The organism is Saccharopolyspora sp. NPDC045941 (assembly GCF_056431445.1).
On record NZ_JBWKKU010000003.1, the window covers coordinates 123,345 to 147,155 of the forward strand.

The following is a 23,811-nucleotide window of genomic DNA, read 5'->3' on the forward strand; positions in this document are numbered from 1 at the left end:
GCTCGTCGGCAGCGCGCCGCACCCGCAGACCTGATCTGCTCGTCCACCACGCGACAACCACGGGAGGAACTGCACATGCAGCAACGAGTTCGGGATTTCTGCGCGCGCTTCGGCCTGCGCGTGCCGATCGTGCAGGCACCGACCGCAGGCGCCTGCCCGCCCCGGCTGGCGATCGCGGTGGCCGAAGCCGGCGGGATGGGCGCGAACGGGGTGGTGCTCGACCGGCCCGAACTCATCGGCGACTGGGTGGAGCGGTTCCGCGCGGGAACGACCGGCCCGTTCCAGCTGAACACCTGGATCCCGGACGCACCGGTCGACGACCCCGGGCGACAGCAGGCGGCGGAGCAGTTCCTGACGCGATTCGGCGAAGCGGGCGAGGCAGGGCCTCCGAGCCCGGATTTCGCCGAGCAGTGCGAGGCCATGCTGGCGGCCCGGCCGACGGTCGTCTCGTCGATCATGGGGCTCTTCGCCGATGACTACGTCGAGCGGCTGCACCGGGCGGGCATCGCGTGGTTCGCCTGCGCGACCAACCTCGCCGACGCCCTGGCCGCCCAGGACGCCGGCGCCGACGCCGTCGTCGCCCAGGGCATGGAGGCGGGCGGGCACCGGGGCAGCTTCGACCCGCAGACGGCCGAGCAGACCGACGTCGGCCTGTTCGCCCTGATCCCGCACCTGGCCGACCGGCTGCGGATCCCGGTCATCGCGGCCGGCGGAATCGCGGACGGTCGTGGCGTGGCCGCCGCGCTGACCCTCGGCGCGAGCGCGGTCCAGGTGGGGACCGCGCTGCTGCGCTCCCCCGAGGCGGGCATCGACGACGGCTGGTCGGCCGCCATGGAAGGGCTGTCGCCGGAGCGGACGGTCACCACCCGCGCGTACACCGGCCGACTCGGACGGGCGGCGCCGACGCCGTTCGTGACGGCGTGGACGAGCGACGAAGCTCCTTTGCCCGCCCCATATCCCGTCCAACGGCGGCTGGTGGGCCAGTGGCGCCGAGGCGGCGCGGCCGGTCTCGACCGGGTCAACCACTGGGCCGGTCAGAGCGCGGCCCTGGCCACCACGGCACCGGCGGGAGAAATCGTCACTCGCATGTGGACGGACGCGCGCGAACTGCTCGCCTGATCGCAGACGAGCACCAGGTGGCGCCGACGATGCATCCGGATGTCCGGGCGTGGTCGGCACCCTGGTGGTCGAGACTCGGTTCAGCGATCCGGGCTGGACCGAATCATCGGAACACTGCTCGGAAACGTCAGTCCTGGCCGAGCCAGAGGTCGGGGCCGAACACCTCGTAATGGATGCCGGCCGCCGGGACGCCGAGCTCGCGGAGCTGGGTGCGAACCGCCCGCAGGAACGGCAACGGGCCGCACAGGTAGGCCGTGATGCCCTTCGGGATGCCGATCGCGGTCAGGTCGACCAGGCCCGTGCGGTCGGCAGGCCAGGGACCTTCGGGGGCCTCGTACCAGACGTGGGCGGTGGCGTCGGGCAGCTTCGCGACGAGTTGGTCGAGGTCGGCGCGGAATGCGTGGGTGCCCTGGGCGCGATCGGCGTGCACGGCGATGACCCGGCGCGGCGAGCCGGTGGCCGCCAGGTGGTTGAGCATGCTGATCATCGGTGTGCAGCCGATGCCGGCCGAGGCGAGCAGGACCGGGCCGTCGCCGTCGCCGAGCGTGACATCGCCGAACGGTGCTCCGATTCGGAGGACGTCGCCTTCGGCGACGTCCTCGTGCAGGTGGTTGGAGACCTCACCGTCCGGGCTGCCGACGACCTTCTTGACCGTGAACTGCACCGCGTCGGCGGGCGCGCCGGAGAGGCTGTACTGGCGGATCTGGCGCGCCCCGTCCGGCAGTTCGACCTGCACGGACACGTACTGACCGGGTCGCGATGCGGGTGGCGGGGAGCCGTCGACCGGGCGGGCGAGGAACGTGACGACGTCGTTGTCGGGCAGGCGGCCCACGACGCGGTAGTCGCGCCAGACGTCGCCGCCGGGGGTGCCCGCCTCGGCGTACAGGCGGGTTTCGATCGCGATGAGCGCGTCCGCCATCGACCAGTAGACCTCGCTCCACGCCGCGGCGACTTCGTCCGTGACGGCCTCGCCGAGCACCTCTGCGATGGCGGCGAACAGGTTGGCGTGCACGATCGCGTACTGGTCGGGCGTGATCCCCAGGGACGCGTGCTTGTGCGCGATGCGGCTCAGCATCGTCTCGGGCGAGGTGCCGAGATGTTCCAGGAGCGCCGAGGCGAACGCCGCGATCGATCCCGCCAGGGCCTGCTGCTGCTCGCCGCTTGCCTGGTTGCCCCGGTTGAACAGGTCGCGCAGCAGGTCGGGGTGAGCGGCGAAGAGCTTATCGTAGAACACCGACGCGATCTCGCCGATGGCACTGCGGACCGCCGGCAGGGTGGCGCGCACCGTTTCGATCGATTCCTCCGACAACATCGGCCAACTCCAAACTGGTATCCCGTATTCGTATTTTTGGCCGCACCGGAGCACCGGGCGCGGTGCGTTCCGGGGTCAGCCCGCCGGCGGCCTCGACGACAGGCTCAGCAGGATCGGTCCGGTGGGGGCGGCCACCAGGTCCTCGATGGTGATCGGGTCGAGCGCGGCGAAGAAGGCTTCCTGGGCGTTGCGCAGCGCCGTGCGCAGGCGGCATGCCGACCGCAGCGGGCAGGGCGGATCGTCCTCGCAGCCCACCACATCGCCCACGCCTTCGAGCTCGCGGACGAGCCGGCCGAGAGATCCGGTGCGCCCAGACCGGGTCAGGGTGAGCCCGCCGCCTCGACCGCGGCGAGCCTCGACGACGCCGAGGCGCTGCAGCAGCGTGACGACCTTCGCGGCATGGCTGTAGGGAACGGCGACCTGATCGGCGACCTCGCGAGTGGTCGGGGCGGCCTGGTCGTCCAGGACCGCGAGGCGCATCGCTATCCGCAGCGCGAGATCGGTTCGTTTGGTCAGCCGCACGAGCACGACCCTAGATAATTGGAATCTCCAAATCCAAATATCCCGCGCGTGCCTGTAAGGCAGCTCATACCGGGCACCCGCGCTCCAATCCGGTATTGACCGTGCAAATCCAGTATTGACCGGTCAATTGATCGCCCGCTAGATTCTCGTCCCATGGCAGTCCCGGCGTACTTGCGGATCCGCAACGAGCTGGAGCGGCAGATCCGCTCCGGCGCGCTTCCGCCTGGAACCCGGCTGCCGACCGAGTCCGAGCTCCAACGGGAGCACTCGATCGGCCGCGCGACCGCGCAGCGAGTGCTGACCGAGCTGGCGCAGGCGGGCCTGGTGGAGCGCCACCGCCGCCGGGGAACGTTCGTGGCATCGAGTGCGCGGCAGGAGAACCTGCTGCGCATCGCCAACCCGGTGTTGCAGGGCCCGGAGATCCCGGGGCGGCACGCGGTGGACTCGATCACGGTGCTCCCGGCCGGGGACGCCGACGTCGAACTGCCCGGCGTGGCCGACGACGTGCCGGTGCACGAGTTGCGGCGGCTGAAGTTCGACGTCGACGACAACCCGATCGCCGTCGAGCTGTCCGTCATCCCGTTCTCATTGGCACCACGACTGCAGGACGAGGACCTCGTCCACCTGACCGTGCACGACTACTTCACCCGCATCGGCGTTCCCGCGGCCAAGTCCCGCGTCTACATCGATGCGATCAACCTCGACGAGGCGACCGCGGATCGGCTGCAGCTGCCCGCGGACAAGGCGGTGATCCGGCTGCGGCGCCTGACCTGGCTGACCGACGGCGGCCTCGCCGAAGTGGCGTGGAGCATCATGCGCCCCGACCTCGTCGAATACTTCCTCGAACAAACGATTCCCTAGCAACGAGGAATCCCCCTCAGCCACCGATCCCGGGCGGATCGGTCGATCCGCCGTGCGCATTTTCACGGACCTCCCATCCCTCGTGAACATCGTCATCGGGGCACAAAGGAGTGTGAGCATTGGCAACTTCGCGCATCGCGATCATCGGCACCGGCGTGATCGGTGCGATGACCGCCTGGCAGCTCACCCGTCGAGGGGCCGAGGTGCTGGCCTTCGACGCCCACTCGCCGGGGCACGACCGCGGCGCATCCGCCGGTGAATCGCGGATCTTCCGGACCATCTACAAGGAAGGATCGAGCTACGTCCCGCTGCTGCAGCGGTCCGGCGGCCTGTGGCGCGACCTGGAGCGAACGTCCGGGTCCGATCTGCTGACGATGTGCGGCGGGCTGACGATCGGCCGCGCCGACCACCCGGACGTCCAGGCCGTCCGGCGCTGCGCCGAAGGGCACGGGCTCGACCACGAGGTCCTCGATGCGAACCGGTCTCGGGAGCGCTTTCCCCAGCACGCGGTCGACGACGACGAAGTAGCGGTGTTCGATCCGGCCGCGGGCGTCCTCCGCCCCGAGCTCGCGGTGCAGGCGGCCCTGCACGCCGCCGAGACATCCGGTGCGACGCTGCTGCCCCACCACTCCGTCCAGGAGGTCTCCGAGACCGCACGCGGATGGCGAATCACCAGCAACGGCAAGGACTTCGACGCCGATCACGTCGTCTTCGCCCCGGGACCGTGGGCGTCGCGGCTGGAGCCGCTGCGAGGGCTTCCGGTCGAGGTCAGGTTGATCACCGCGTGCTGGTGGGCGGCCCGCGACCACCCCGCTCACCTGCCGGACCGGTTGCCGATCACCATCCGCCGGCACCGCGAAGCCGGGTTCTCCTGCTTCCCGTCGCTGGACGGCGCATCCATCAAGACCGTGCCGCACCACCTCGGGTTCCCGGTGCTGGACGACCCGGATGCCTTGCCCCGCAACGCTTCCCCGGAATTCGTCCGCGCAGCATCGGCCGCCGCGGCCCGGCTGCTGCCCGGCGTCGTGCCGCACCCGATCCGGATCGGCACTTACGCCGAAGGGTTCACCCCGGACGAGCACGCGCTGCTCGGCGCCCTGCCCGGCCTGCGCAACGCCACGGTCATGACCGGCTTCTCCGGCCACGGTTTCAAGCTCGCACCGGTCTTCGGCGAGATCGGCGCCGATCTGGTCCTGACCGGCGGCACCGCGCACGACATCGACCACCTCGACCCCAGCCGCTTCGCCAGCGCGTGATCACTGGAGGCACACCATGCCCACAGGTTCGACCGGACAACTGGTCGGGATCGTCCTCACCAGCCTGCTGGTGATCGGCGCCGGCGCCGCCATGTCCGTCTACTTCGGACGACGCGCGAAGACGTCCCAGGACTGGCTCGCGGCCAACGAGTCGCTGCCGCTGTTCGTCGTCGTCATCACCCAGTTCGCCGCCGCCTCGGGCGGTGGCGTGCTCATCGCCCACGTCGGGATCGGCTACAGCTCCGGGTGGTCGGTGTTCATCTACGAAGGATGCGTGCTGGTCGGCTTCCTGCTGCTCATGCTGATCGCGCGCTGGCTGCGCGAGCAACGGTTCACCACCGTGCCCGACGTCGTCACCCGCCTGTTCGGCCAGAACCGGCTGCTCACCGCCATCGCCGCGGTCGCCGCGCTGGTGGTCCCGTTCGGCTGGATCGCGACGCAGTTCGTCGCCTTCGCCCGCCTCTTCGGCCAGCTGACCGGAATCCCGCTCCCCGTGCTCGTCGCGGTCATCGCCGTCGCTTCGCTGGCGTTCGTGCTGCCCGGCGGGCTGACCTCGGTGGCGTGGGCCGACTTCGTGTTCGGCCTCTTCAAGATCACCATGGCGCTCGTCGTCGCGATCTACGGCATCCAACTGGCCGGCGGCTGGACGCACGTCACGCAGGTCGTGCCGCAGCGGCTGTGGGGCTTCGAGGGCGTCACGGCCGTGGGCTGGCAGCAGATCTGGCTGTGGGCGGCCGCGATCATCCCCGGCACGCTGACCAACCAGCTCTACTACCAGCGCGTGTTCGCGACCAAGCGGATCAGCGACGCGCGCCGCGGCCTCGGGCTCTCGGGCCTGACGATGCTCATCAGCGGCGTCTACGCCGGCTGCATCGGTCTCGCGGTGCACGCGATGAACCCGAACCTGGCCTCCCAGGAGGACGCCGCCGGCTGGCTGCTCACCCAGCTGCCGTCCTGGATGCTCATCGTCTTCGCGGCGTTCCTCGTCTCGACGATCGTCGCCACCAGCGGCGCCGCCCTGCAGTCGGTCACCGCCAACCTGACCCGCGACGTCTACCAGAACATCGCCGGCAAGGCGGCGAGCGAGCGCCGAACCGTCGCGCTGTCGCGGTTGCTGACCATCGCGGTGTCGATCGTCGCGGCCGTGCTGGCGGTCGTGTTCCCGCAAGCCCTGCCGTGGCTCGTGGCCACCTACGCCTACTCTGCGGCGGCGCTGGCTGCGCCGATCTTCCTCGGCTACGTGCTGCACCGCCGCCGCCACCTCACCCCGGCGACCGCGATCGCGAGCATGGTGGCGGGCATCGTCGGTTGCGGTGTCGCGCAGGTGCTGGACACGACCGTGCCCTACGCGGTGTACGGCATCGCCACATCGGCCGTGGTGCTGCTGCTGATGGCCGCCGCGACGTCCAGCAAGAGGGCCGACGCACCCGCGCCGGCCGTTCACCGTGAGATTGTGAGGGAACGATGAGTAAGAGGATCGCCGTCGTCGGCCTCGGCGTGCTGGGCGCCAGCGTCGCACGATCGCTGGCTCTGCAGGGCGCCGAGGTGACCGTGTTCGAACGGTCCGCGGCGCTGGCCGGGACGTCGGGCACGTCGTTCGCCTGGACCAACTCGCACAGCAAGAACCCGCGCTCCTACCACGACCTCAACGTCGCCGGCCTCGCCGAACACGACGCGCTCGCCTCCGACGCCGCGCAGACATGGCTGGTGCGCAACGGAAACCTCGAGTGGGCCGAAGACCCCACGGGCGCGGAGCGACTCGCCGCCTCGGTCGCGGAACTCGCCGACCGCGGCTACCCCGTCGAATGGATCACCCCGCAGCGGGCCCGCGAACTCGTGCCCGACCTGCGCGTCCCCGACCACGTCGCGGACATCGCCCACTACCCCACCGAAGGTCACGTCTTCCCGGCGCTGCTCGTATCGCGGCTGTGGGGCGAGGCACGCGACCACGGCGCGCGCCTGCGCTGCCCCGAGACGGTGACCGGCCTGTCCGAGACCGACGGCGGGGTGCGGATCGAGCTGGCCGACGGCGCCGCCGAGGCCGACGCCGTCGTCCCCGCGGTCGGCCGCTGGACCGAGGCGCTCACCGCGTCGGCGGGTCACCGCGTCCCCGTGGCCGATCCCGCCGCCGCGGGATCCGCGACCGTCGGGATGCTCGGCTACACCAACCCGCTGCCGACGAGGCTGGACCGCGTCCTCACCACGCCGCGGCTCAACGTCCGCCCGGACGGCGGCGGCCGACTGATCGTGCAAGGCCTGGACCTCGACGTCGACGCCGACCCGGCCAACCCACCGGCGCTCGACGGCTACCACGCCGGCCAGTTGTGCAACCGCCTCAACGACCTGCTCGACGGCACCGAAGGCGCCCGCTTGGAGTCCCTGCGCATCGGCCAGCGCGCCATGCCCGCCGACGGCCTGACCGTCGCCGGGTTCCTCGGCGACCGGGGCAGGATCTACACCCTCTGCACGCACAGCGGCGTCACGCTCGGCCCCCTTCTCGGACGTCTCGCCGCACAGGAACTCCTCACCGGGAACCCCGCGGAGATCCTCGCGGACTTCCGTCCCCAGCGGCTCATCGGCCAAACGGACCTCCCCACCCTCCAACCGGCCCGCTTCGCCGGCCAGCAGTAACGAAACCCGCAGTGCCCAGGCGCACGTCCGGCCACCTGAGCACGGCACATACCGGCACAACGATGATCCACGCTCGATGATCCACGCTCGGTGATCCACGTTCCGTGATCCACGTTCCGTGATCCACGTTCCGTGATCCACGTTCCGGTGGTCCGCAGTTTCAATTGAAACTGCGGACCACCGGCGTGTCGGGCCACGACACGCCGGGGGCTGTGGACAACTCCCGCAATTTCAATGGAAATCGAACCTCTGATTTCCATTGAAATTGCGGACATCCGGGGGCCGGGAGCGCCGGGTGCGTCGGCGGCGGAGGGTTTCGTGGGGGAGAATCCCAAGGATGTTCCGGCGCCGCGCGAGTAGGGCGCCAATGCCGACGCCTCGTGCCGCATCCCGAACAGCTCGCCCCTTCCAGGACGCGCCACGATCACCGTCCCCACGAGACGACCGGCCGACTTTTCCGGCCAGAGAGGCGAAAAATGCGCATCGACCTCAGCGAGAAGACCGCACTCGTCACCGGTTCCTCAGCGGGGATCGGTTTCTCGGTCGCACGCGGTCTCGCCGGCGCGGGCGCCGATGTCGTCGTCAACGGCCGTTCGGAGAAGACCGTCACCGCCGCCGTCGACAAGATTCGGCAGGAGGTCCCGGACGCGGCCGTGCGCGCGGCCGTCGCCGATGTCGCCACCGACGACGGTGCGAACCGAGTCGTGGACCTGGCGGGCGACGTCGACATCCTGGTCAACAACCTCGGAATCTTCGGCGCCACCCCGGCGCTCGAGATCACCGATGACGATTGGCGGCGCTACTTCGAGGTCAACGTCCTCGCATCGGCGCGGCTGACCCGCCTGCTGCTGCCCGCGATGATGGAACGCGGCTGGGGGCGCGTGCTCAACATCGCCAGCGACTCCGCCGTGGTCATCCCCGAGGAGATGATCCACTACGGCACGAGCAAGACGGCGTCGCTCGCCGCTTCCCGCGGATTCGCGAAGGCCGCCGCGGGCACCGGGGTCACCGTCAACTCGGTCATCGCCGGCCCGACCCACACCGGCGGCGTGGAGGACTTCGTCTACCAGCTCGTCGACCGGGCCCTCCCCTGGGAGGAAGCGCAGCGCGAGTTCATGCGCACCAACCGGCCGCAGTCGCTCCTGCAGAGGCTCATCGAGCCCGAGGAGATCGCCAACATGGTCGTCTACCTGGCCTCACCGCTCGCATCGGCCACGACAGGAGGCGCGGTGCGCGTGGACGGCGGCTACGTCGATTCGATCTTGCCCTGACCCGGTCTCGTCCGGGCGCACCGGCCGGAGAGGCCGTTTCGGAACGGCTCCACCCGGCTCGCCCCGAACGCCCCGGCACCCGACGCCGGTGGGCGATTTCGCGCGAAATCGACGCCCTTCGCCTCGGACGACCACGTCCCACACCGGCCCCACGCACCGGCCTGAAACGAGCGCTGAGCCGAGGTCCGAGGATTGCGCCGGCGCTGATCAGCGTTGAAGTGCCGGCGGGCGGTGCGTCAGCCCGTGCAGCGCCTCGACCAGCGGGGCGAGCTCAGGGGTTCGCCCCGCCGCGGCGAGTGCCGCTTCCAGCGCCGCGTCGTGGGTCGGACGCGCCTGCTCCAGCAGGGCTCGGCCCGCATCGGTGAGCTCGGTGTAGATCCCCCGCCGGTCCTCCTTGCAGAGCACGCGGGTCAGCAGCTCGCGGTCCTCCAGCCGACTGACCAGGCGTGTCGTCGCACTGCCGCTGAGCGCCGTGGCGCGGGCGAGCTGCTGCATGCGCATGTGCCAGCCGTCCTGGCGGCCGAGCGCATCGAGGACCGTGTACTCGACGACCGACAGGCCGTGTTCGGCCTGGAGCGCCTTCTCCAGCGCGGTGTCGAGCATCCCGTGCAACGCGGCAAGCGTGCGCCAGCCGTGGGCACGCACGTCGACTGCATCGTCGGCGATTCCCACGAGCACCTCCTGTCTGTCGACCTGCAACACCAAGCTTGCACCTTTATGACGCGCCTGCAACTATCTGCCACGTCACAATGCCTGCACATTGAACTAGCACGCGTCTGCAACTATTGTCGACGCTCGCAAGGTTCAGACGCAGTCATACAGGAAGGCCGTGCACATGCCTCTCGCGCTTCTGGCCCTCGCCATCGGCGCCTTCGGAATCGGCACCACCGAATTCGTGATCATGGGTGTTCTTCCGCAGGTCGCCGGCGAGTTCGGCGTCAGCATTCCCGCCGCGGGCTGGCTGGTGTCCGGCTACGCGCTCGGCGTCGTCATCGGCGCCCCGATCCTCACCGTCCTGGGCACCAAGGTCTCCCGCAAGAAGATGCTCCTGTTCCTGATGGGCGTCTTCATCGTGGGCAACGCGCTCTCCGCCGCCGCGCCGACCTTCGGCGTCATGCTCATCGGCCGGGTCGTCGCCTCGTTCGCCCACGGCGCGTTCTTCGGCATCGGGTCCGTGGTCGCCGCCAGCCTGGTCGCCCCCGAGAAGAAGGCCTCGGCCATCTCGCTGATGTTCATGGGGCTGACCATCGCCAACATCATCGGCGTCCCCGGCGGCACCTACGTCGGGCAGGCCGCCGGCTGGCGGGTCACCTTCGCCATGGTCGCCCTGCTCGGCGTGATCGGGTTCCTCGGCGTCGCCATGCTCGTCCCGGAGCAGGGCAAGCCCGAGGCCGCGAGGATCCGCACCGAGTTCGCGGCGTTCCGCAACGTGCAGGTCTGGCTCGCGATGGCGATGACCGTCCTGGGATACGGCGGCGTGTTCGCCGCGATCACCTACATCGCGCCGATGATGACCGATGTCGCGGGCTACTCCGAGGGCGGCGTGACCTGGCTGCTCGTGCTGTTCGGCATCGGCATGTTCCTGGGCAACCTGCTGGGCGGCAAGTTCGCCGACAAGGCCCTGATGCCCATGCTCTTCGTCACGCTCGCCGCCCTCGCGGTCGCCCTGCTGCTGTTCACCGTGACGGCGCACAGCCAGGTCCTCGCCGCGATCACCCTGCCCACCATCGGCGCCCTGGGCTTCGCCACCGTGCCCCCGTTGCAGAAGTGGATCCTCGACCAGGCATCCGCCGCCCCGACCCTGGCCTCCGCAGCCAACATCGGCGCCTTCAACCTCGGCAACGCCCTCGCCGCCTGGCTGGGCGGTGTCGTGATCGCCGCCGGATTCGGCTACACCTCGCCCAACTGGATCGGAGCGATGCTCGCCGGCACGGCGCTGCTGCTGTCCTTCCTCGCGGCCTTCCTCGATCGCCGCAGCCGGGCGACCGGTGCCAGCGCGGAGCCCGCGCTCGCCGAGCCGGTGGCCGCCCAGCGCTGATCCCGCTCCCCTGACGGGGACGCAAATCCGCAACACCCACAAGGAGTTCCGCACATCATGGTTCCCACCACCACCCTCAACAACGGCATCGAAATCCCGCAGCTCGGCTTCGGCGTCTTCCAGGTGCCGGACGCGGAGACCACGGCCGCGGTCGCGGCCGCCCTGCAGGCCGGTTACCGCTCCATCGACACCGCCGCGATCTACGGGAACGAGGCCGGGGTCGGCCGCGCCATCGCCGAGTCCGGAATCGCCCGCGACGAACTGTTCGTCACCACGAAGCTGTGGAACGCCGATCAGGGCTACGACACGACCCTCGAGGCGTTCGACCGCAGCCTGGACGCGCTTGGGCTGGACCACGTGGACATGTACCTCATCCACTGGCCCACCCCGGCTCGCGACCTGTACCTGGAGACCTGGAAGGCCATCGAGAAGCTGGTCGCGGACGGACGGGTTCGCGCCGCCGGTGTCTCGAACTTCCAGCCCGCGCACCTGCGTCGCCTGCTCGACAACAGCGCTCTCGTCCCGGCGGTGAACCAGATCGAACTGCACCCCGGGCTCCAGCAGCGCGAGCTGCGCGCCCTGCACGCCGAGCGCGGAATCGCCACCGAGGCCTGGAGCCCCCTGGCCCAGGGCGCGATGCTCCGCGAGAGCACGCTGACCGAAATCGCCGCTCGGCACGGCAAGTCGCCCGCCCAGGTCGTCATCCGCTGGCACCTGCAGCTGGGCAACATCGTGATCCCGAAGTCCGTCACCCCGTCCCGCATCCGCGAGAACATCGACGTCTTCGACTTCGCGCTGTCCGAGGACGAGATGACCGCGATCGCCGCGCTCGACCGCGGCCTGCGCACCGGGCCGGACCCCGACACCCTCAACTGACCATCCGCACAGGTCGCACGGGCGGATCTTCCCCGCCCGTGCGACCTTTCCGCGCGGTTGCGGGCTATTCGGCGCCGCTCGTGCGGAGGACGGTGGCGCGGAACGAGGTCACCACGGGCCGCAGGTCGACTCGGTGCCATGCGGCCCACAGCCGGACGCAGCCGTCGTGCCAAGGGAGTTCGCGCACCTCGACCTCCTCGGTGGTGGCGCCGGCCATGCTCTTCTGCACGAACGCGAGCCCGAGCCCGGAGGCGACCAGGCCGAGCGCGGTCAGCGGCTCGGCGGCGTCGAGGCGGATGTCCGGCGTGAAGCCGGCCGCGGCGCAGGAAGCGATGAACGTGTCCCGCCAGGCGGGGTCCTGGGCGTTCTCGATCGCGATCCACGACTGACCGTCGAGATCGCCGGGAGCGATCTCCGCCTTGTCTGCGAGTGGATGACCCGCGGGCAAGGCGAGCAGCAACGGGTCCTGGAACAGGGGCGCGGCCAGCAGATCGGGATCATCCTCGGACGGCGGTTCGTGAACGAGCGCGATGTCGAGGCTGCGCTGCCGTAGTCCTTCGAACTGCGCGTTGGGCACCAGGTTGTACAGAGCGATATGGACGTCGGGGTTCGTGTCGTGCAGTGCGCGTAGTGCGCCGGGAAGGATGCCGGTGTGGATGGCGTCGGCGACGTAGCCTATGCACAGGCCGCCCTCTTCCCCACGGCCCAGCCGACGCCCCAGGTTCTCCAGGCGGTCGGCATGCCGCAGCAGTGCACGGGATTCGGCCAGGAAGACCCGGCCGTCCCGGGTGAGCCGGATTCGCTGCTGGCTGCGCTCGAACAGGGTCAGCCCCAGGTTCTTCTCGAGCTGCGCGATCTGCCGGCTGAGCGGCGACTGGGAGATGTGGAGCCGCTCGGCGGCCTGGCCGACGTGTTCGGTCTCGGCGACGGCGACGAAGTAGCGGAGTTGCCGCAAGTCCAACATTGTAAGACATCAGAAGACTTAACTGCGTCCAAGTAAGTCTTGGACAGTCTCAAGTTTCGTCCCTAACCTCGAACTTGTCAATCGACGAAGCGACGCAGGAAGCACCTTCCCGTTGCACCTCGCACAGCAAGGAATCCGCACCATGTCCATCAATTCCTTCCTGCCCGGCCGGCTGGGCTTCGGCACCGCACCGCTGGGCAACATGTTCCGGGCCATCCCCGAAGAAGAGGCCGCGGCCACCGTGGAAGCCGCCTGGGACAAGGGAATCCGCTACTTCGACACCGCCCCCTTCTACGGCGCGGGCCTGGCCGAGATCCGGCTGGGCGACGGGCTGGCCGACCGCCCCCGCGACGAGTTCGTGCTGAGCACGAAGGTCGGCCGCGTCATCCTCGACGAGGTCGAGGACCCCGCCGCCCGCGACCTGGGCGAGAAGGGCGGAATCTTCGAATACGGACGCCCCAACAAGATCGTCCCCGACTACTCCGCCGACGCCACGATGCGCTCCATTGAGGACAATCGCAAGCGGCTGAGGACGGACCGCCTCGACATCGTGTGGGTGCACGACGTCGCGCAGGACTTCTACGGCGACGAATGGCTGGCCGCATACGAGTCCGCCCGCACCGGCGCGTTCCGGGTCCTGCAGCAGCTGCGCGACGAAGGCGTCATCAAGGCCTGGGGCCTCGGCGTCAACCGCGTCGAGCCCCTGGAGCTGACGCTCGACCTCGACGAGGCGAAGCCGGACGCGTTCCTCCTCGCCGGCCGCTACACGCTGCTCGACCACGAGCGCGCCCTGCAGCGGCTGTTGCCGGCCGCCGAGGCGCAGAGCGTCGACATCGTCGTCGGCGGGCCGTACAGCTCCGGCATTCTCGCCGGCGGACAGCACTTCGAGTACCAGAAGGCCCCCGCCTCGATCATCGCCAAGGTGGAGCGCATCAAGTCGCTCGCGGCGCAGCACGGCGTGGGCATCAAGGCGGCGGCGCTGCAGTTCTCGCTCGCCCGCCCCGCCGTCGCCGCGGCCATTCCCGGCGCCACGCGTCCGAGCCGCATCGCCGAGGACGTCGCCGCGCTCAACGAGACCGTCCCGACGGCTTTCTGGGCTGCTCTGCGCGCCGAAGGGCTGGTCGCGCAGGACGCCCCGCTTCCCAACGCCTGACCCCACTACCCCACCAGTTTCAGGAGACGACCGTGGCAACTACGACCGCGACCATCGACATCCAGGTATCCGCGGACCGCATCTGGCAGCTCATCGGAGGCTTCGACTCGCTGCCCGACTGGCTGCCCTACATCCCCACGAGCAAGCTCAGCGAGGGCGGACGCGTCCGCAGCCTCACCAACGAGGAGGGCGGCACCATCGTCGAACGCCTCGAAGCGTTCGACAACGACGCGCGCACGTACACCTACTCCATCGTCCAGGCCCCGTTCCCCGTCACCGGCTACCGCTCGACCATCACCGTGCACGAGGTGTCCGGCACGCAGAGCCGCGTGGAGTGGTCCGGCACCTTCACGCCGGTGGGAACGAGCGACGACGAAGCGATCGCCCTGTTCCACGGCATCTACGCCGACGGCTTGGCCGCGCTGACGAAGACCCTGGGCGCGTGAGCCCGGATACGGGATGCCCGCGCGCCACAACCGCCGGGCCACGGCACCGGGCGCGGCCCGGAACCTCAGCGCAGCGGGTCGTACGGCGCCAGGTCGATCCCCGGGTCGACCTGGCGGGCGAGCCGCGCCGCGACCGAACCCGTGTACGGGCCGATCGTCAGGCCCGAGGCACCCAGGCCGTTGACCACGACCAGCCCGGCGACCTGCGGAACCGCGCCGAGCAGCGGCCGGATGTCGGGTCCCATCGGGCGGAACCCGATGCGGGTCTCCACGTGCGTCGCACCCGCCAGCCCGGGGGCCACCGACAGCGCCTCGCCGAGCACCTCCGCCATCCCGGCCGCGGTCACCCGGTGGTCGAAGCCCGCGTCGTCCTCGCGGGTCGCGCCGACCACGACCCGCGAGTCGTCGAAGGCCAGGATGTAGTGCCGCGACTGCGGCAGCACGACCGGCCAGTTCGCGGTGTCCACGCCCGGCAGCCGCAGGTGCATGATCTGGCCGCGCTGCGGCGTTACCCGCACCTGGACACCGATCGGTTCGAGCAGCTGCGGCGACCAAGCACCAGACGCCGCGATCACGGCGTCCGCGCCGATGAACACGTCGTCGACCCGCACTCCGCGGACCGCGCTGTCGGCGACGATCGCCGCCGTGCCGTTGATGATCCGAGCGCCGCGCCGGGCGGCGGCGCGGCGCATCGCGTCGCGGACCAAGCGGCCGTCCAGGCGCGCTGCGCCGGGGATGTGGATCGCCTTGCCGTCGTGTTCGAGCGGCGGGAACAGCTCGCTGGCCCGGCGACCGCTGATCAACTCCACTTCGCCGGCCATCGGGGACTCCGCGGCGCGCTCCGCCACCCGCTGGAACGCCTCCTCCGATTCGTCTTCGGAGACCAGCCGCAGCGAGCCGACCCGCCGGTAGCCGAGCTCGGTCTCGCCGTCGGCGGCCAACGCCGACAGCAGCTCCGGGTAGTGCTCCGCCCCGGCGACCGAGATCCGGTACCAGTCCGGGTCGTCCACTTTGGACGACCACGGGCAGATGATGCCCGCACCGGCCGACGTGGCGCGGCCCGGGGCCGGCGAGTCCACCAGGACCACCTCCACCCCGGCCCGGGCCAGCTCGTATCCGGCTGCCGCACCGGCGATGCCGCTACCGACGACCACCACCCGCATTTCCCGCTCCTTCCGGTTCGACCGACTTCTCCTCATCGCACACCGCCCATGCGCCGCTGCACCCGAGGCGCGATCAGGTGCATGACGACCCCGGCGGCCATCACCGCCGCACCGACCCCGGCGAAGTACCCGACCTCGGTCTCCGCGCTGTAGAGCTGCACCAGCTGCGCGTTGATGCCCGCCGCCGCGGCGGAGGCCAAGAACCACAGGCTCATCATCTGGGCCAGGAACGCCCGCGGGGCGAGCTTGGTGGTGGCCGAAAGGCCCACCGGCGACAGGCACATCGACCCGCAGATCACCACGAAGTAGCTCGCGACGAGCCACCACGGGCTGGCGAGCGCGTCCACGCCGTGCAGCAGACCGGGCCCGGCCATCAGCACGAACGACGCCCCGCCGAGCAGCAGTCCGGTGGCGAACTTGCGCGGCGTGGTGGGCTGCCGGTCCCCCAGCTTGATCCACAACCAGGCGAAGGTCGGGGCCAGTACGAGCGTGGCGATCGGGTTCAGCGACTGGAACCACGAGGACGGCACCGCGAACCCGAAGATCTCCAGATCGGTTCGCGTGTCGGCGAACTGCGCGAGCACCGAGCCGGACTGCTCGTTCACCACCCAGTAGCACACCGCGCCGACGAACAGCGGGATGTAGGCGATCAACCGGGACCGCTCCACGGCATCGGTCTTCGGGCTACGCAGCATCGTGATCGTGTAAGCCGCCGGCAGTAGCACCGCGAGCACCGACACGGCGTTGATCAGCACTTGGACGGTCAAGAACCCGGTGGCACCGAGGACCACGACCACCACCGCCAACACCGCAACGCCCACGGCTGCGCGCATCGCCACCTGGCGCCGCTCGCCGGCGCGGAGCGGATTCGTCGGCACGTCCCCGGCCTGGCCCAGCCGCGCCCGCCCCCGGACGTACACCACCAGGCCCGCGGCCATCCCGACGGCCGCGAGGCCGAAGCCGAGGTGGTAGTCGACCTGTTGCCCGAGCGTGCCCACGAGGTACGGCGCGATGAAAGCACCGAGGTTGATGCCCATGTAGAAGAGGGAGAAGCCGGCATCGCGGCGGTTGTCCGCCGGCGTGTACAGCTCCCCCACCATGCTGGACGCGTTCGGCTTCAGGAGTCCGGTGCCGACCACGATCAGCAGCATCGACACCAGCAGCGCGGGCAACCCGCCGGGCACCGCCAGTGCCAGGTGGCCGCACATGATCAGCAGGCCGCCCAGCAGGACCGCGCGGCGCATGCCCAGCAACCGGTCCGCCAGCCAGCCGCCGAGGATGCCGGACATGAACACCAGGGCGCCGTAGACCGACACCAGCGCCGACGAGGTCGGCTTGTCCAGCCCGAGCCCGCCATCGGAGGTCTGGTCGTACAGGTAGTACAGCAGGATCGCGGACATCCCGTAGTAGGAGAACCGCTCCCACATCTCCAGGAAGAACAACGTGGCCAGGCCGCGGGGGTGGCCGAAGAAACCTCGGTCGCTAGTGGGGATCTCCGTCTGCTCGCTCATGGCCGCCTTTCGATGGATGGCGTGCACCGGCGGGAGAAGTGCGGTCAGCGAGTCGTGCCGTCGGGTCGCCGCAGCAGCGGGCGGTCGACCGTCCAGAGCACCTCCGCGATCGCGGTGCCGCGGTTGTGGATGGCGTGCGGAATCGTGGACTTGAAGTGGATCGAGTCGCCGGCGCCGAGCACCGCGGTCTCGTCCGGCAGCAGGAACGCCAGCTCGCCGCGCAGGACGTAGCAGAACTCCTCGCCGTCGTGCTGGGTGACCGGTGACGGCTCGGCGGTCGGGTGCACCACGGTGACCATGGCTTCGATGCGCTGGCCGGGCAGGTCCGCGGTCAGCACGCGGTGCTCCCGCTCGCCCATCACCACCCGCGTGGCGTGCGGGTCGTCGTGCCGGGCGATCGAGTACTCGCGCCGGCTGCGGCGACCGGCCGCGCCGAGCAGCTCGACCGCGTCCACCTCCAGCGCGCCGGCCAGCGCGAAGAGCGAGGTCAACGAGATCGAGTTGATGCCGCGCTCGGCCAGCGAGAGGAAACCCGGCGACAGTCCGCAGCGTTCCGCCAGGTCTCGCAGCGTCAGACCGCGCTCGGTGCGGATCCGCTTGATCGCCGCCCCCACCAGCCGGGTCGGGCCATCGGCGGCGGGTTCGGCCGGATGAGCGCTGTCGGCCACGGTTCCTCCCCCTTCCCTCGGGTACTGGCATTTAGTCACACCAAACAGGGGCAGTCAATACTGAACAACTCGTGCAACCGGCCCCGGCGGAGCTCCTAATCCGATGTGGACAGTCCAGCGCGACTCTCGGCAGCGGGCCGGACGCGGTCGTGGACCCGAACCCGCGCCGTGCACGGGAGATGAGGGATATCCCCGTCTTGCCGGGTTTGCATCCTTTCTCCCGGGCTTGACCGGGATGATGCTGTTATGACGACTGAAATCGCGCGCAGGATCACCTGGCTGGGCAGGCTGCTGCCCGGCTGGTTGCGCGCGCCCGGCCGCAGCACCGTCAGGTACCGCTACGAGCTGGAACGCGAGCTGCACGACGGACCGGCGGCGGGCCTGTCGGCACTGGCCCTCCAGCTCGGGCTGATGTCCGCCACGGCCGGCGACCCGCACCTCTCCGCCCGGATCGACACACTCCGGGACACCGTCTGCCTGCTCGTCGAACGCATGCGCCTGCTCGGCGCGACCATCCACCCACCGGCACTCGCCGCTGGTCTTGAACCGACGTGGATGTCCGTCGCCGAGCACGGCGACCCGACCTGCCGGGACACGATCTCGGCACGCAGCTCTCCGGCCGGACGGGTCTCCTCGTCGCCGATCACCTGCGAAGCTGGAACCCGGCGGCAAGAGGCTCGTGCGCGTGCACATCACCGAACAGCGGCCGGGAACCGCACAGCAGCAACATTTCCGGGCGGTACTGGGATGAAGGCCGCCATCGCCGAAGACGGCGCGCTGTTCCGGGAAGACCTGCTCCTGGAGGCGGGTCGCCGAATGCTGAACCTGTTGGTGGGCAAGGGAATCAGACACCGCCGCGGTGTCCACTGCGCGGAAGCGAGGGCTGACTGAAACGATCGGGCGGCCCTTCGTGGTCTTCCGGTCGCAGCGACGGCCGGCGAGGGGCAACGGTGCGGCCGGAACGTTGCCCGAAAGTCGCGGATTCCTGCCCGTTCGCCGACTTCGCGGCCCGGCCGGTTCGTCCCGCCCGCCGCACGGGCGAAGCTGGTGCCGGTCGGTGAAGTTCGGGAGGCTCGGGAGAATGGCTTTAGGTTCCAGCCGCGATCTGGTGCGAACCCAGACCGAGGACAAGGTCGTCCGGCTGGTGAACGTGGAGCGGGCGAAGCGGCGGCTCGGCCCGTTGCACGTCGACGAGCGGTTGCGCCGCGCCGCGCGCGGGCACAGCGCCGATATGGCGCGGCGCGGCTTCTTCGCGCACCAGGCGACGCGCGGCCCGTCGCCGTTCGAACGGATGCTGGCCGCGGGTTTCGAAGACCCCGGCGGCGAGAACATCGCCGCCGGTCAGGAAACGCCCGCCGCGGTGGTGCACGCCTGGATGCAGAGCATCCCGCACCGCGCGAACATCCTGAACGCGGACTTCCGGTTCATCGGCGTGGGGCTGCACGTCGACGCCACCGGCCCGTGGTGGACGCAGAACTTCGGCTACTGACGGCCTCAGGCCGCGGGCAGCGGGAGACGCACCTCGAAGCAGCAGCCGCCCGGAACGTTTCGCACCGACACGTTCCCGTTGTGCGCCTGCACGAGACCCTGCACGATGGCCAGGCCGAGGCCGCCGCCGCTGCTGCCGCGCGTCCTCCGGTCCTCCCCGCGCCACCCCATGTCGAACACCGAGGCCAGGTCGCCTTCCGGGATTCCCCCGCACTCGTCGCTCACCGCGACGGCCGCCCAGCCCGAGACCGCGCGGATGTCCACGGTCACCGTCGAACCCTCCGGGGCGTACCGGATCGCGTTCCCCAGCAGGTTGTTGAACACACGCGTGAAGGCGCGGTCGTCCACGTTGACCACGATCGGCTCGATCATCCTCGCCCGCAGGCTGATCCCCCGGTCACCGGCCACCACTTCGAGCGCCGCCACCTCGTCGCTGATGAGGTCGTCCAGCGCCACCATCCGCGGGGCCAGGCGCAGCGTCCCGGACTGGATCCGGGAGAGTTCGAAGAGGTCGTCCACCATCTCCGACAGGACCTCGGTGTCGCCGCGGATCTTCCTGCAGTAGTCCGGCAGGTCGTCCACCACGCCGTCCTCAATGGACTCCGTCACGGCACGCAGCCGCGCCAGCGGGCTGCGCAGGTCGTGCGAGATCCAGGCGACCAGCCGCCGCCGGGACGCGTCCATCGCCTGTTCCCGGCGCCGCGACTCGGCGAGCTTGTCGTTGGTGATCTGGAGCTCCTGCGCGAGCTCGGCGAACTCGGCGCTCGGCAGGTCCGCCGGCTGCTGGAACCGGTATCGCTGACCGAGCGAGCGCGTGGCGTCGGTCAGCTGCCGGCTGCCGTTCATCACCGACCGGCCGAGCACCAGTCCGACGCCGATGGCCACCGCCCCGGCGATGAGGACGACCGCGAGGAGCAGGTCTGCGGGCAGCTCCGCCGACCGCGCGACGAGCACCACGGTGAGGGCGCTCGTGTTGATCGCGTACACGGTGATGATGATCACCGCCACCAGCGAATATCCCACCGGGTACTTGCGGAGCAGCCGCAGGACCACCATGCCGACGAGGCCCACGCCGACCGATTCGCACACCGCGATCAACGCGACCAGCAGCGGCGTCATGCTGGTCCGGCGCCGGTCTCGGGGAGGTCGAGCCGGTAGCCGACGCCCCAGACGGTCTTCAGCAGCGCGGGGCGGGACGGATCGTCCTCGATCTTCTCCCGCAGTCGCCGGACGTGCACCGTGACCGTGGAGGCGTCGCCGAAGTTGTGCGCCCAGACCTCGCGCATCAGCTCGTCCCGCCGGACCACCCGGCCTGCGTTGCGGATCATGAAGACCAGCAGCTCGAATTCCTTGATCGGCATGTTCAGCTCGCGTCCGGCCTTGCTGACCGTCCGCGCCGACCGGTCCACCAGGAGGTCGCCGACGCGCAGCACGCCGTCGACCCGGGCCGGCGGCATGGCGACCGTCCGGCGCAGCACGGACTGGACCCGCAGCACCAGCTCGCGCGGGCTGAACGGTTTGGTGAGGTAGTCGTCGGCGCCGGATTCCAGGCCCCGCAGCCGGTGCTCCTCCTCCCCCAGCGAGGTCAGCATGATGACCGGCACCTGGTTGGACGCGCGCAGCTCGCGCAGGACCTGGATGCCATCCAGCCCCGGCAGCATCACGTCGAGCACGACGAGGTCCGGCGACATCTGCCGCGCCAGCTCCAGCCCCATCGTGCCGTCCGAGGCGTGCACCGGGGTGTAGCCGGACCGGCGCAGGTAGCCGGTGACCACCTGGGCAACCGTCGGATCGTCCTCCACGACCAGGATCCGCGGTTCTCGCCCCCGGAATCGGTGATCCGCGCCAAGATCAGCCTGCGTCATCGTCGAAACCTGCTTCTTGCCGTTTTCATGCCACCCTAGTCCGAACCACCGAGCCGCGTGCAGGCGGCCGAAGTGCACCGTGCCGCGAGAAGCGTGCGCTCCCGCAACCGGAAACCGCGGTCGAGCACGGGCGCGCTCGCACGAGCGACCGCGAAAATCGTTCTCCCGCAGGGACGACGTCCGTGCGCATCCCGGCGTCTCCGGATCGCTCAGATCACGCCCGTCCGCACGCAGTGGGCCACCAGCTGAGGCCGGTTGCGCAGCTTGAGCCGACTCGTCATGGCGTGGATGACGTTCTTCACCGTGCGCTCCGAGTAGCAGAGCTTCTTGCCGATCTCCTCGGAATCCCAGCCTTCCGCCAGCAGCCGCAACACGCCGATCTCCCGGGAGGTGAAGCCTGCGGAGTTCAGGCCGCGCGGCTCCAGGACCTCGTGGTTGAGGTTCTCCACCTGCCGCAGCAACTCGCCCAGCAGGTTGGCCGGCAGCACACCACCTCCCTCGGCCACGACGCGGATCGCCTCGGCCAGCCGCTCGCCCGTGGCGACGTCGCGGTGCAGCACCGCGACCACGCGGCACTCGACCACCCGCAGCAGCACGGTGCGCTCCAACTGCCTGGCCACCAGCACCGCGGGCGCCGCCGATTCCGAGGCCGCCTTGCTCATGCTGGCGAGGACTTCCGGGGTCACCCGGTCCGCGGCGAACACGAGCACGTCGACGTCGGCGGGAAACGCGTCCGCCGCGACGAACACGTCCGCGGTGCCCAGGAGCATTCCGGTCAGCCCGGTCAAGGTGATGGGGTCCTGCGCCCACACCGCGACCCGAACCTGCTCGTCGGGCTCGTGCGTTGCCGAGTTCACCGTGTGCGTTGCCGATTCGACCTTGGTCATCATCGCGCTCTTCCTCCGACCTGCATTGCGAGCGTGCTGTTCGACGCGACGCCCGACCTTCCGCTCCGCCCCGGCGCTCTCGGCGGCACAACGCGCGAGCCACATGATTCGAGTGTCCGGCTCCGGGAGGGCCGATCGCGGCCTCGGGGCGGGCTCGCGGGAATCCCCTCACCGGATTCCCCCCGCGGATCTGCCGGCGACCGCGCCGATCCACTTGTCCAAAGGCGACACCGAATCCCCTGCGGAACCGCTCGGGGTACATGACGAATCCGCAATGCCTTGTGGGTGAAACTCATTTCTAGACAGTGAATTCGCCCGTCCACGCCAGGATCCGACCAGTTCATCAACACATCTTTGCGCCCGCTGTCCACTTCGGACCTGGTTAAGCCGCGGACCGCCCGCGCAGCGCGGCGCCTCGCAGGCTTCCGGCCGAGTTCGCGGCCGCCACGAGCGCCACGCGGGAGCGGCAGCCGGTCTTGGCGAACAGCCGGGTGAGCTGACTCTCCACGGTCTTCTCGCTCAACCCGAGCGCCGAGCCGATCCGCCGGTTGGTGAGCCCCATGCCGATCAGCTCGACGATGCGGGACTCGGTGGCCGACCAGGATTGCGCGGCGGACGGGGGCTGCGCCGGGGCCGCCGCCAGCGGCGAACCACCGGTTTCGCGGAGCAGCGCCGGTTTCGGGAACTCGGCGGCCGGGCCCGCCAAGCACCGGACCGCGGCGCGCTCCTCGGCCACCGCGGAGACCGCGAGCGCCGGGCATAGGCAGCACAGCCGCCCCCGAACATCCCCCACCAGCAAGCCGTTCTCGACGAGCCGGTCCACTGTCCGGCCGCACTCGGCGACGTCCTCGCCCAGCGCGTCCGCGACCGCGGGCAGGTCATCGATGTCGAACGCGCCGAGCCAGGCCGTCGTGGCGAGCAGCCGCGGGCCGAGGCCGCCGAGCCGCCGGGCGCGCAGCAGCAGGTCGTGGTCGTAGGGCAGGCAGATGGATGCCTGGTCGTCGAGGCGGAGGCGGCCGCCATCGGCGACGAGCCGTCCCCTGTCCCGCAGCGCCTCGACCGTCGCCAGCACCGTGCCGGGGTTGCCGTACAGCGGCCCGAGCGCCGCGCGCAGAGCCGTGTGAACGCTCTCGTCCAGCTCATCGCCCGCGAGGGCCGCGATGTGCTCGTCCGCGAGCGGGCCCAGGTCGATCACCTCGTCCGCCAGGTCGAGCAGTTCGGCGAATGCCGACGCCACCGCGTCGTCCGGCCGGATCGACGCGACGACCAGGCAACCGGGGCGGCGGACCGCCTGCAGCAGCGGGACGGGGTCGGCGATGTCCAGCACGTCGTCGACGAGCACCGCGACGGGGCCGCGGCTGCTGATCCGGCCGAACACCCAGTTCAGCTCGGTCGCCACGGCGGGGAACCGCGCGGCCGGCTCCCCCGCCTGGCGCCGGTGGAACCGCGCCAGGGCGCTGATCGCGTCGACCAGCCCGCAGTCGCCGAGCCGGTCGAAGTCCTGCCGGAGCGCGTCGACGACCGCGCCGACCCCGTACCGGTCGGTGCCGGATTCCGCCGCCGTCGCGCGGGACCGGCCGCGCACCTGCGCCACCCGCGTGCCCCTGGCCCGCCAGCGGCGGCCCGCCGCGTCCAGCAGTCTCGTCTTCCCGATGCCGGCATCACCGCGGACGATCAGCAGGCGACCGCCGGGCGCGCTGCTCCGCAACGCGGACCGCAGCGCCGCCAGCGCGTCATCCCTGCCCTCGATCGCCATCTGTTCCCGCCCCATTGCCGTCCG

At 70.4% G+C, this 23,811-nt stretch carries 23 protein-coding genes; 12 read left to right on the forward strand and 11 right to left on the reverse strand.

Annotated features, from left to right (window positions below; genetic code table 11):
* Positions 1-75: 75 nt before the first annotated feature.
* Entirely contained in the window at positions 76-1,119 is a 1,044-nt protein-coding gene (locus AC07FN_RS03660) for an NAD(P)H-dependent flavin oxidoreductase (RefSeq protein WP_478394186.1), read from the forward strand.
* Between the two features lie 127 nt (positions 1,120-1,246).
* Here the strand turns inward: AC07FN_RS03660 and AC07FN_RS03665 are convergent, their stop codons facing one another.
* Both AC07FN_RS03665 and AC07FN_RS03670 read right to left on the reverse strand, forming a co-directional pair.
* Positions 1,247-2,431, reverse strand: a complete 1,185-nt coding sequence (locus tag AC07FN_RS03665; protein ID WP_478394187.1) for a globin domain-containing protein — start codon at positions 2,429-2,431, stop codon at positions 1,247-1,249.
* Between the two features lie 75 nt (positions 2,432-2,506).
* Entirely contained in the window at positions 2,507-2,953 is a 447-nt protein-coding gene (locus tag AC07FN_RS03670) for an RrF2 family transcriptional regulator (RefSeq protein ID WP_478394188.1), read from the reverse strand.
* 153 nt (positions 2,954-3,106) lie between these two features.
* Between AC07FN_RS03670 and AC07FN_RS03675 the strand changes: the two genes are divergently transcribed.
* The 5 genes from AC07FN_RS03675 to AC07FN_RS03695 all read left to right on the forward strand — a co-directional run bounded on the left by AC07FN_RS03675 (position 3,107) and on the right by AC07FN_RS03695 (position 8,972).
* Positions 3,107-3,814, forward strand: coding sequence for a GntR family transcriptional regulator (locus AC07FN_RS03675; RefSeq protein WP_478394189.1), 708 nt, complete (start codon positions 3,107-3,109; stop codon positions 3,812-3,814).
* Between the two features lie 119 nt (positions 3,815-3,933).
* On the forward strand, positions 3,934-5,070 hold the full coding sequence (gene solA / locus AC07FN_RS03680) for an N-methyl-L-tryptophan oxidase (RefSeq protein WP_478394190.1): 1,137 nt from the start codon (positions 3,934-3,936) through the stop codon (positions 5,068-5,070).
* Positions 5,071-5,086: 16 nt separating this feature from the next.
* Positions 5,087-6,538 (forward strand): sodium:solute symporter family protein, encoded by a 1,452-nt coding sequence (locus AC07FN_RS03685; RefSeq protein ID WP_478394191.1) that lies wholly within the window; start codon positions 5,087-5,089, stop codon positions 6,536-6,538.
* Entirely contained in the window at positions 6,535-7,701 is a 1,167-nt protein-coding gene (locus tag AC07FN_RS03690; protein WP_478394192.1) for an NAD(P)/FAD-dependent oxidoreductase, read from the forward strand. Before AC07FN_RS03685 ends, AC07FN_RS03690 begins: the two co-directional genes overlap by 4 nt.
* 476 nt (positions 7,702-8,177) lie before the next feature.
* Positions 8,178-8,972: an SDR family NAD(P)-dependent oxidoreductase gene (locus AC07FN_RS03695; protein ID WP_478394193.1), complete on the forward strand. Its 795-nt coding sequence runs from the start codon at positions 8,178-8,180 to the stop codon at positions 8,970-8,972.
* Between the two features lie 207 nt (positions 8,973-9,179).
* Here the strand turns inward: AC07FN_RS03695 and AC07FN_RS03700 are convergent, their stop codons facing one another.
* On the reverse strand, positions 9,180-9,644 hold the full coding sequence (locus AC07FN_RS03700) for a MarR family winged helix-turn-helix transcriptional regulator (protein ID WP_478394269.1): 465 nt from the start codon (positions 9,642-9,644) through the stop codon (positions 9,180-9,182).
* Between the two features lie 163 nt (positions 9,645-9,807).
* Here AC07FN_RS03700 and AC07FN_RS03705 point away from each other — a divergent pair, with 163 nt between their 5' ends.
* Together AC07FN_RS03705 and AC07FN_RS03710 are read left to right on the forward strand one after the other, a co-directional pair.
* Positions 9,808-11,010, forward strand: a complete 1,203-nt coding sequence (locus AC07FN_RS03705) for an MFS transporter (RefSeq protein ID WP_478394194.1) — start codon at positions 9,808-9,810, stop codon at positions 11,008-11,010.
* Positions 11,011-11,067: 57 nt separating this feature from the next.
* A complete protein-coding gene (locus AC07FN_RS03710; protein ID WP_478394195.1) occupies positions 11,068-11,886 on the forward strand; it encodes an aldo/keto reductase in 819 nt (272 codons plus the stop codon).
* 64 nt (positions 11,887-11,950) lie between these two features.
* On the opposite strand, the gene AC07FN_RS03715 is transcribed toward AC07FN_RS03710, so the two are convergent.
* A complete protein-coding gene (locus AC07FN_RS03715) occupies positions 11,951-12,841 on the reverse strand; it encodes a LysR substrate-binding domain-containing protein (RefSeq protein ID WP_478394196.1) in 891 nt (296 codons plus the stop codon).
* A gap of 151 nt (positions 12,842-12,992) precedes the next feature.
* On the opposite strand from AC07FN_RS03715, the gene AC07FN_RS03720 reads away from it, so the two are divergent.
* Both AC07FN_RS03720 and AC07FN_RS03725 read left to right on the forward strand, forming a co-directional pair.
* The gene (locus AC07FN_RS03720) at positions 12,993-14,003 is read left to right on the forward strand and encodes an aldo/keto reductase (RefSeq protein WP_478394197.1); all 1,011 of its coding nucleotides are present in this window, start codon (positions 12,993-12,995) and stop codon (positions 14,001-14,003) included.
* A 32-nt stretch (positions 14,004-14,035) separates the two neighbouring features.
* A complete protein-coding gene (locus AC07FN_RS03725; RefSeq protein ID WP_478394198.1) occupies positions 14,036-14,449 on the forward strand; it encodes an SRPBCC family protein in 414 nt (137 codons plus the stop codon).
* A gap of 65 nt (positions 14,450-14,514) precedes the next feature.
* Here AC07FN_RS03725 and AC07FN_RS03730 read toward each other — a convergent pair whose 3' ends face one another.
* From AC07FN_RS03730 to AC07FN_RS03740, 3 genes are read right to left on the reverse strand one after another with little or no spacing between them, the layout of a single operon-like run.
* Entirely contained in the window at positions 14,515-15,612 is a 1,098-nt protein-coding gene (locus AC07FN_RS03730; protein ID WP_478394199.1) for an NAD(P)/FAD-dependent oxidoreductase, read from the reverse strand.
* 32 nt (positions 15,613-15,644) lie between these two features.
* A complete protein-coding gene (locus AC07FN_RS03735; RefSeq protein WP_478394200.1) occupies positions 15,645-17,123 on the reverse strand; it encodes a peptide MFS transporter in 1,479 nt (492 codons plus the stop codon).
* 44 nt (positions 17,124-17,167) lie between these two features.
* Positions 17,168-17,791: a helix-turn-helix domain-containing protein gene (locus tag AC07FN_RS03740; RefSeq protein WP_478394201.1), complete on the reverse strand. Its 624-nt coding sequence runs from the start codon at positions 17,789-17,791 to the stop codon at positions 17,168-17,170.
* A gap of 246 nt (positions 17,792-18,037) precedes the next feature.
* Here AC07FN_RS03740 and AC07FN_RS03745 point away from each other — a divergent pair, with 246 nt between their 5' ends.
* Complete coding sequence (locus tag AC07FN_RS03745) at positions 18,038-18,682, forward strand: histidine kinase (RefSeq protein WP_478394202.1); 645 nt, start codon at positions 18,038-18,040, stop codon at positions 18,680-18,682.
* 190 nt (positions 18,683-18,872) lie between these two features.
* Positions 18,873-19,280, forward strand: coding sequence for a CAP domain-containing protein (locus AC07FN_RS03750; RefSeq protein ID WP_452615944.1), 408 nt, complete (start codon positions 18,873-18,875; stop codon positions 19,278-19,280).
* Between the two features lie 5 nt (positions 19,281-19,285).
* Here AC07FN_RS03750 and AC07FN_RS03755 read toward each other — a convergent pair whose 3' ends face one another.
* The 4 genes from AC07FN_RS03755 to AC07FN_RS03770 all read right to left on the reverse strand — a co-directional run bounded on the left by AC07FN_RS03755 (position 19,286) and on the right by AC07FN_RS03770 (position 23,802).
* A complete protein-coding gene (locus tag AC07FN_RS03755) occupies positions 19,286-20,398 on the reverse strand; it encodes a sensor histidine kinase (protein WP_478394203.1) in 1,113 nt (370 codons plus the stop codon).
* Positions 20,395-21,144, reverse strand: a complete 750-nt coding sequence (locus AC07FN_RS03760; protein ID WP_452615946.1) for a response regulator transcription factor — start codon at positions 21,142-21,144, stop codon at positions 20,395-20,397. Before AC07FN_RS03760 ends, AC07FN_RS03755 begins: the two co-directional genes overlap by 4 nt.
* Positions 21,145-21,353: 209 nt before the next feature.
* Positions 21,354-22,034 carry a helix-turn-helix transcriptional regulator gene (locus tag AC07FN_RS03765; protein WP_478394204.1) on the reverse strand — a complete coding sequence of 227 codons (681 nt, stop codon included), beginning with the start codon at positions 22,032-22,034 and terminating at the stop codon, positions 21,354-21,356.
* A 379-nt stretch (positions 22,035-22,413) separates the two neighbouring features.
* Positions 22,414-23,802, reverse strand: coding sequence for a helix-turn-helix transcriptional regulator (locus AC07FN_RS03770; RefSeq protein ID WP_478394205.1), 1,389 nt, complete (start codon positions 23,800-23,802; stop codon positions 22,414-22,416).
* Positions 23,803-23,811: the final 9 nt, after the last annotated feature.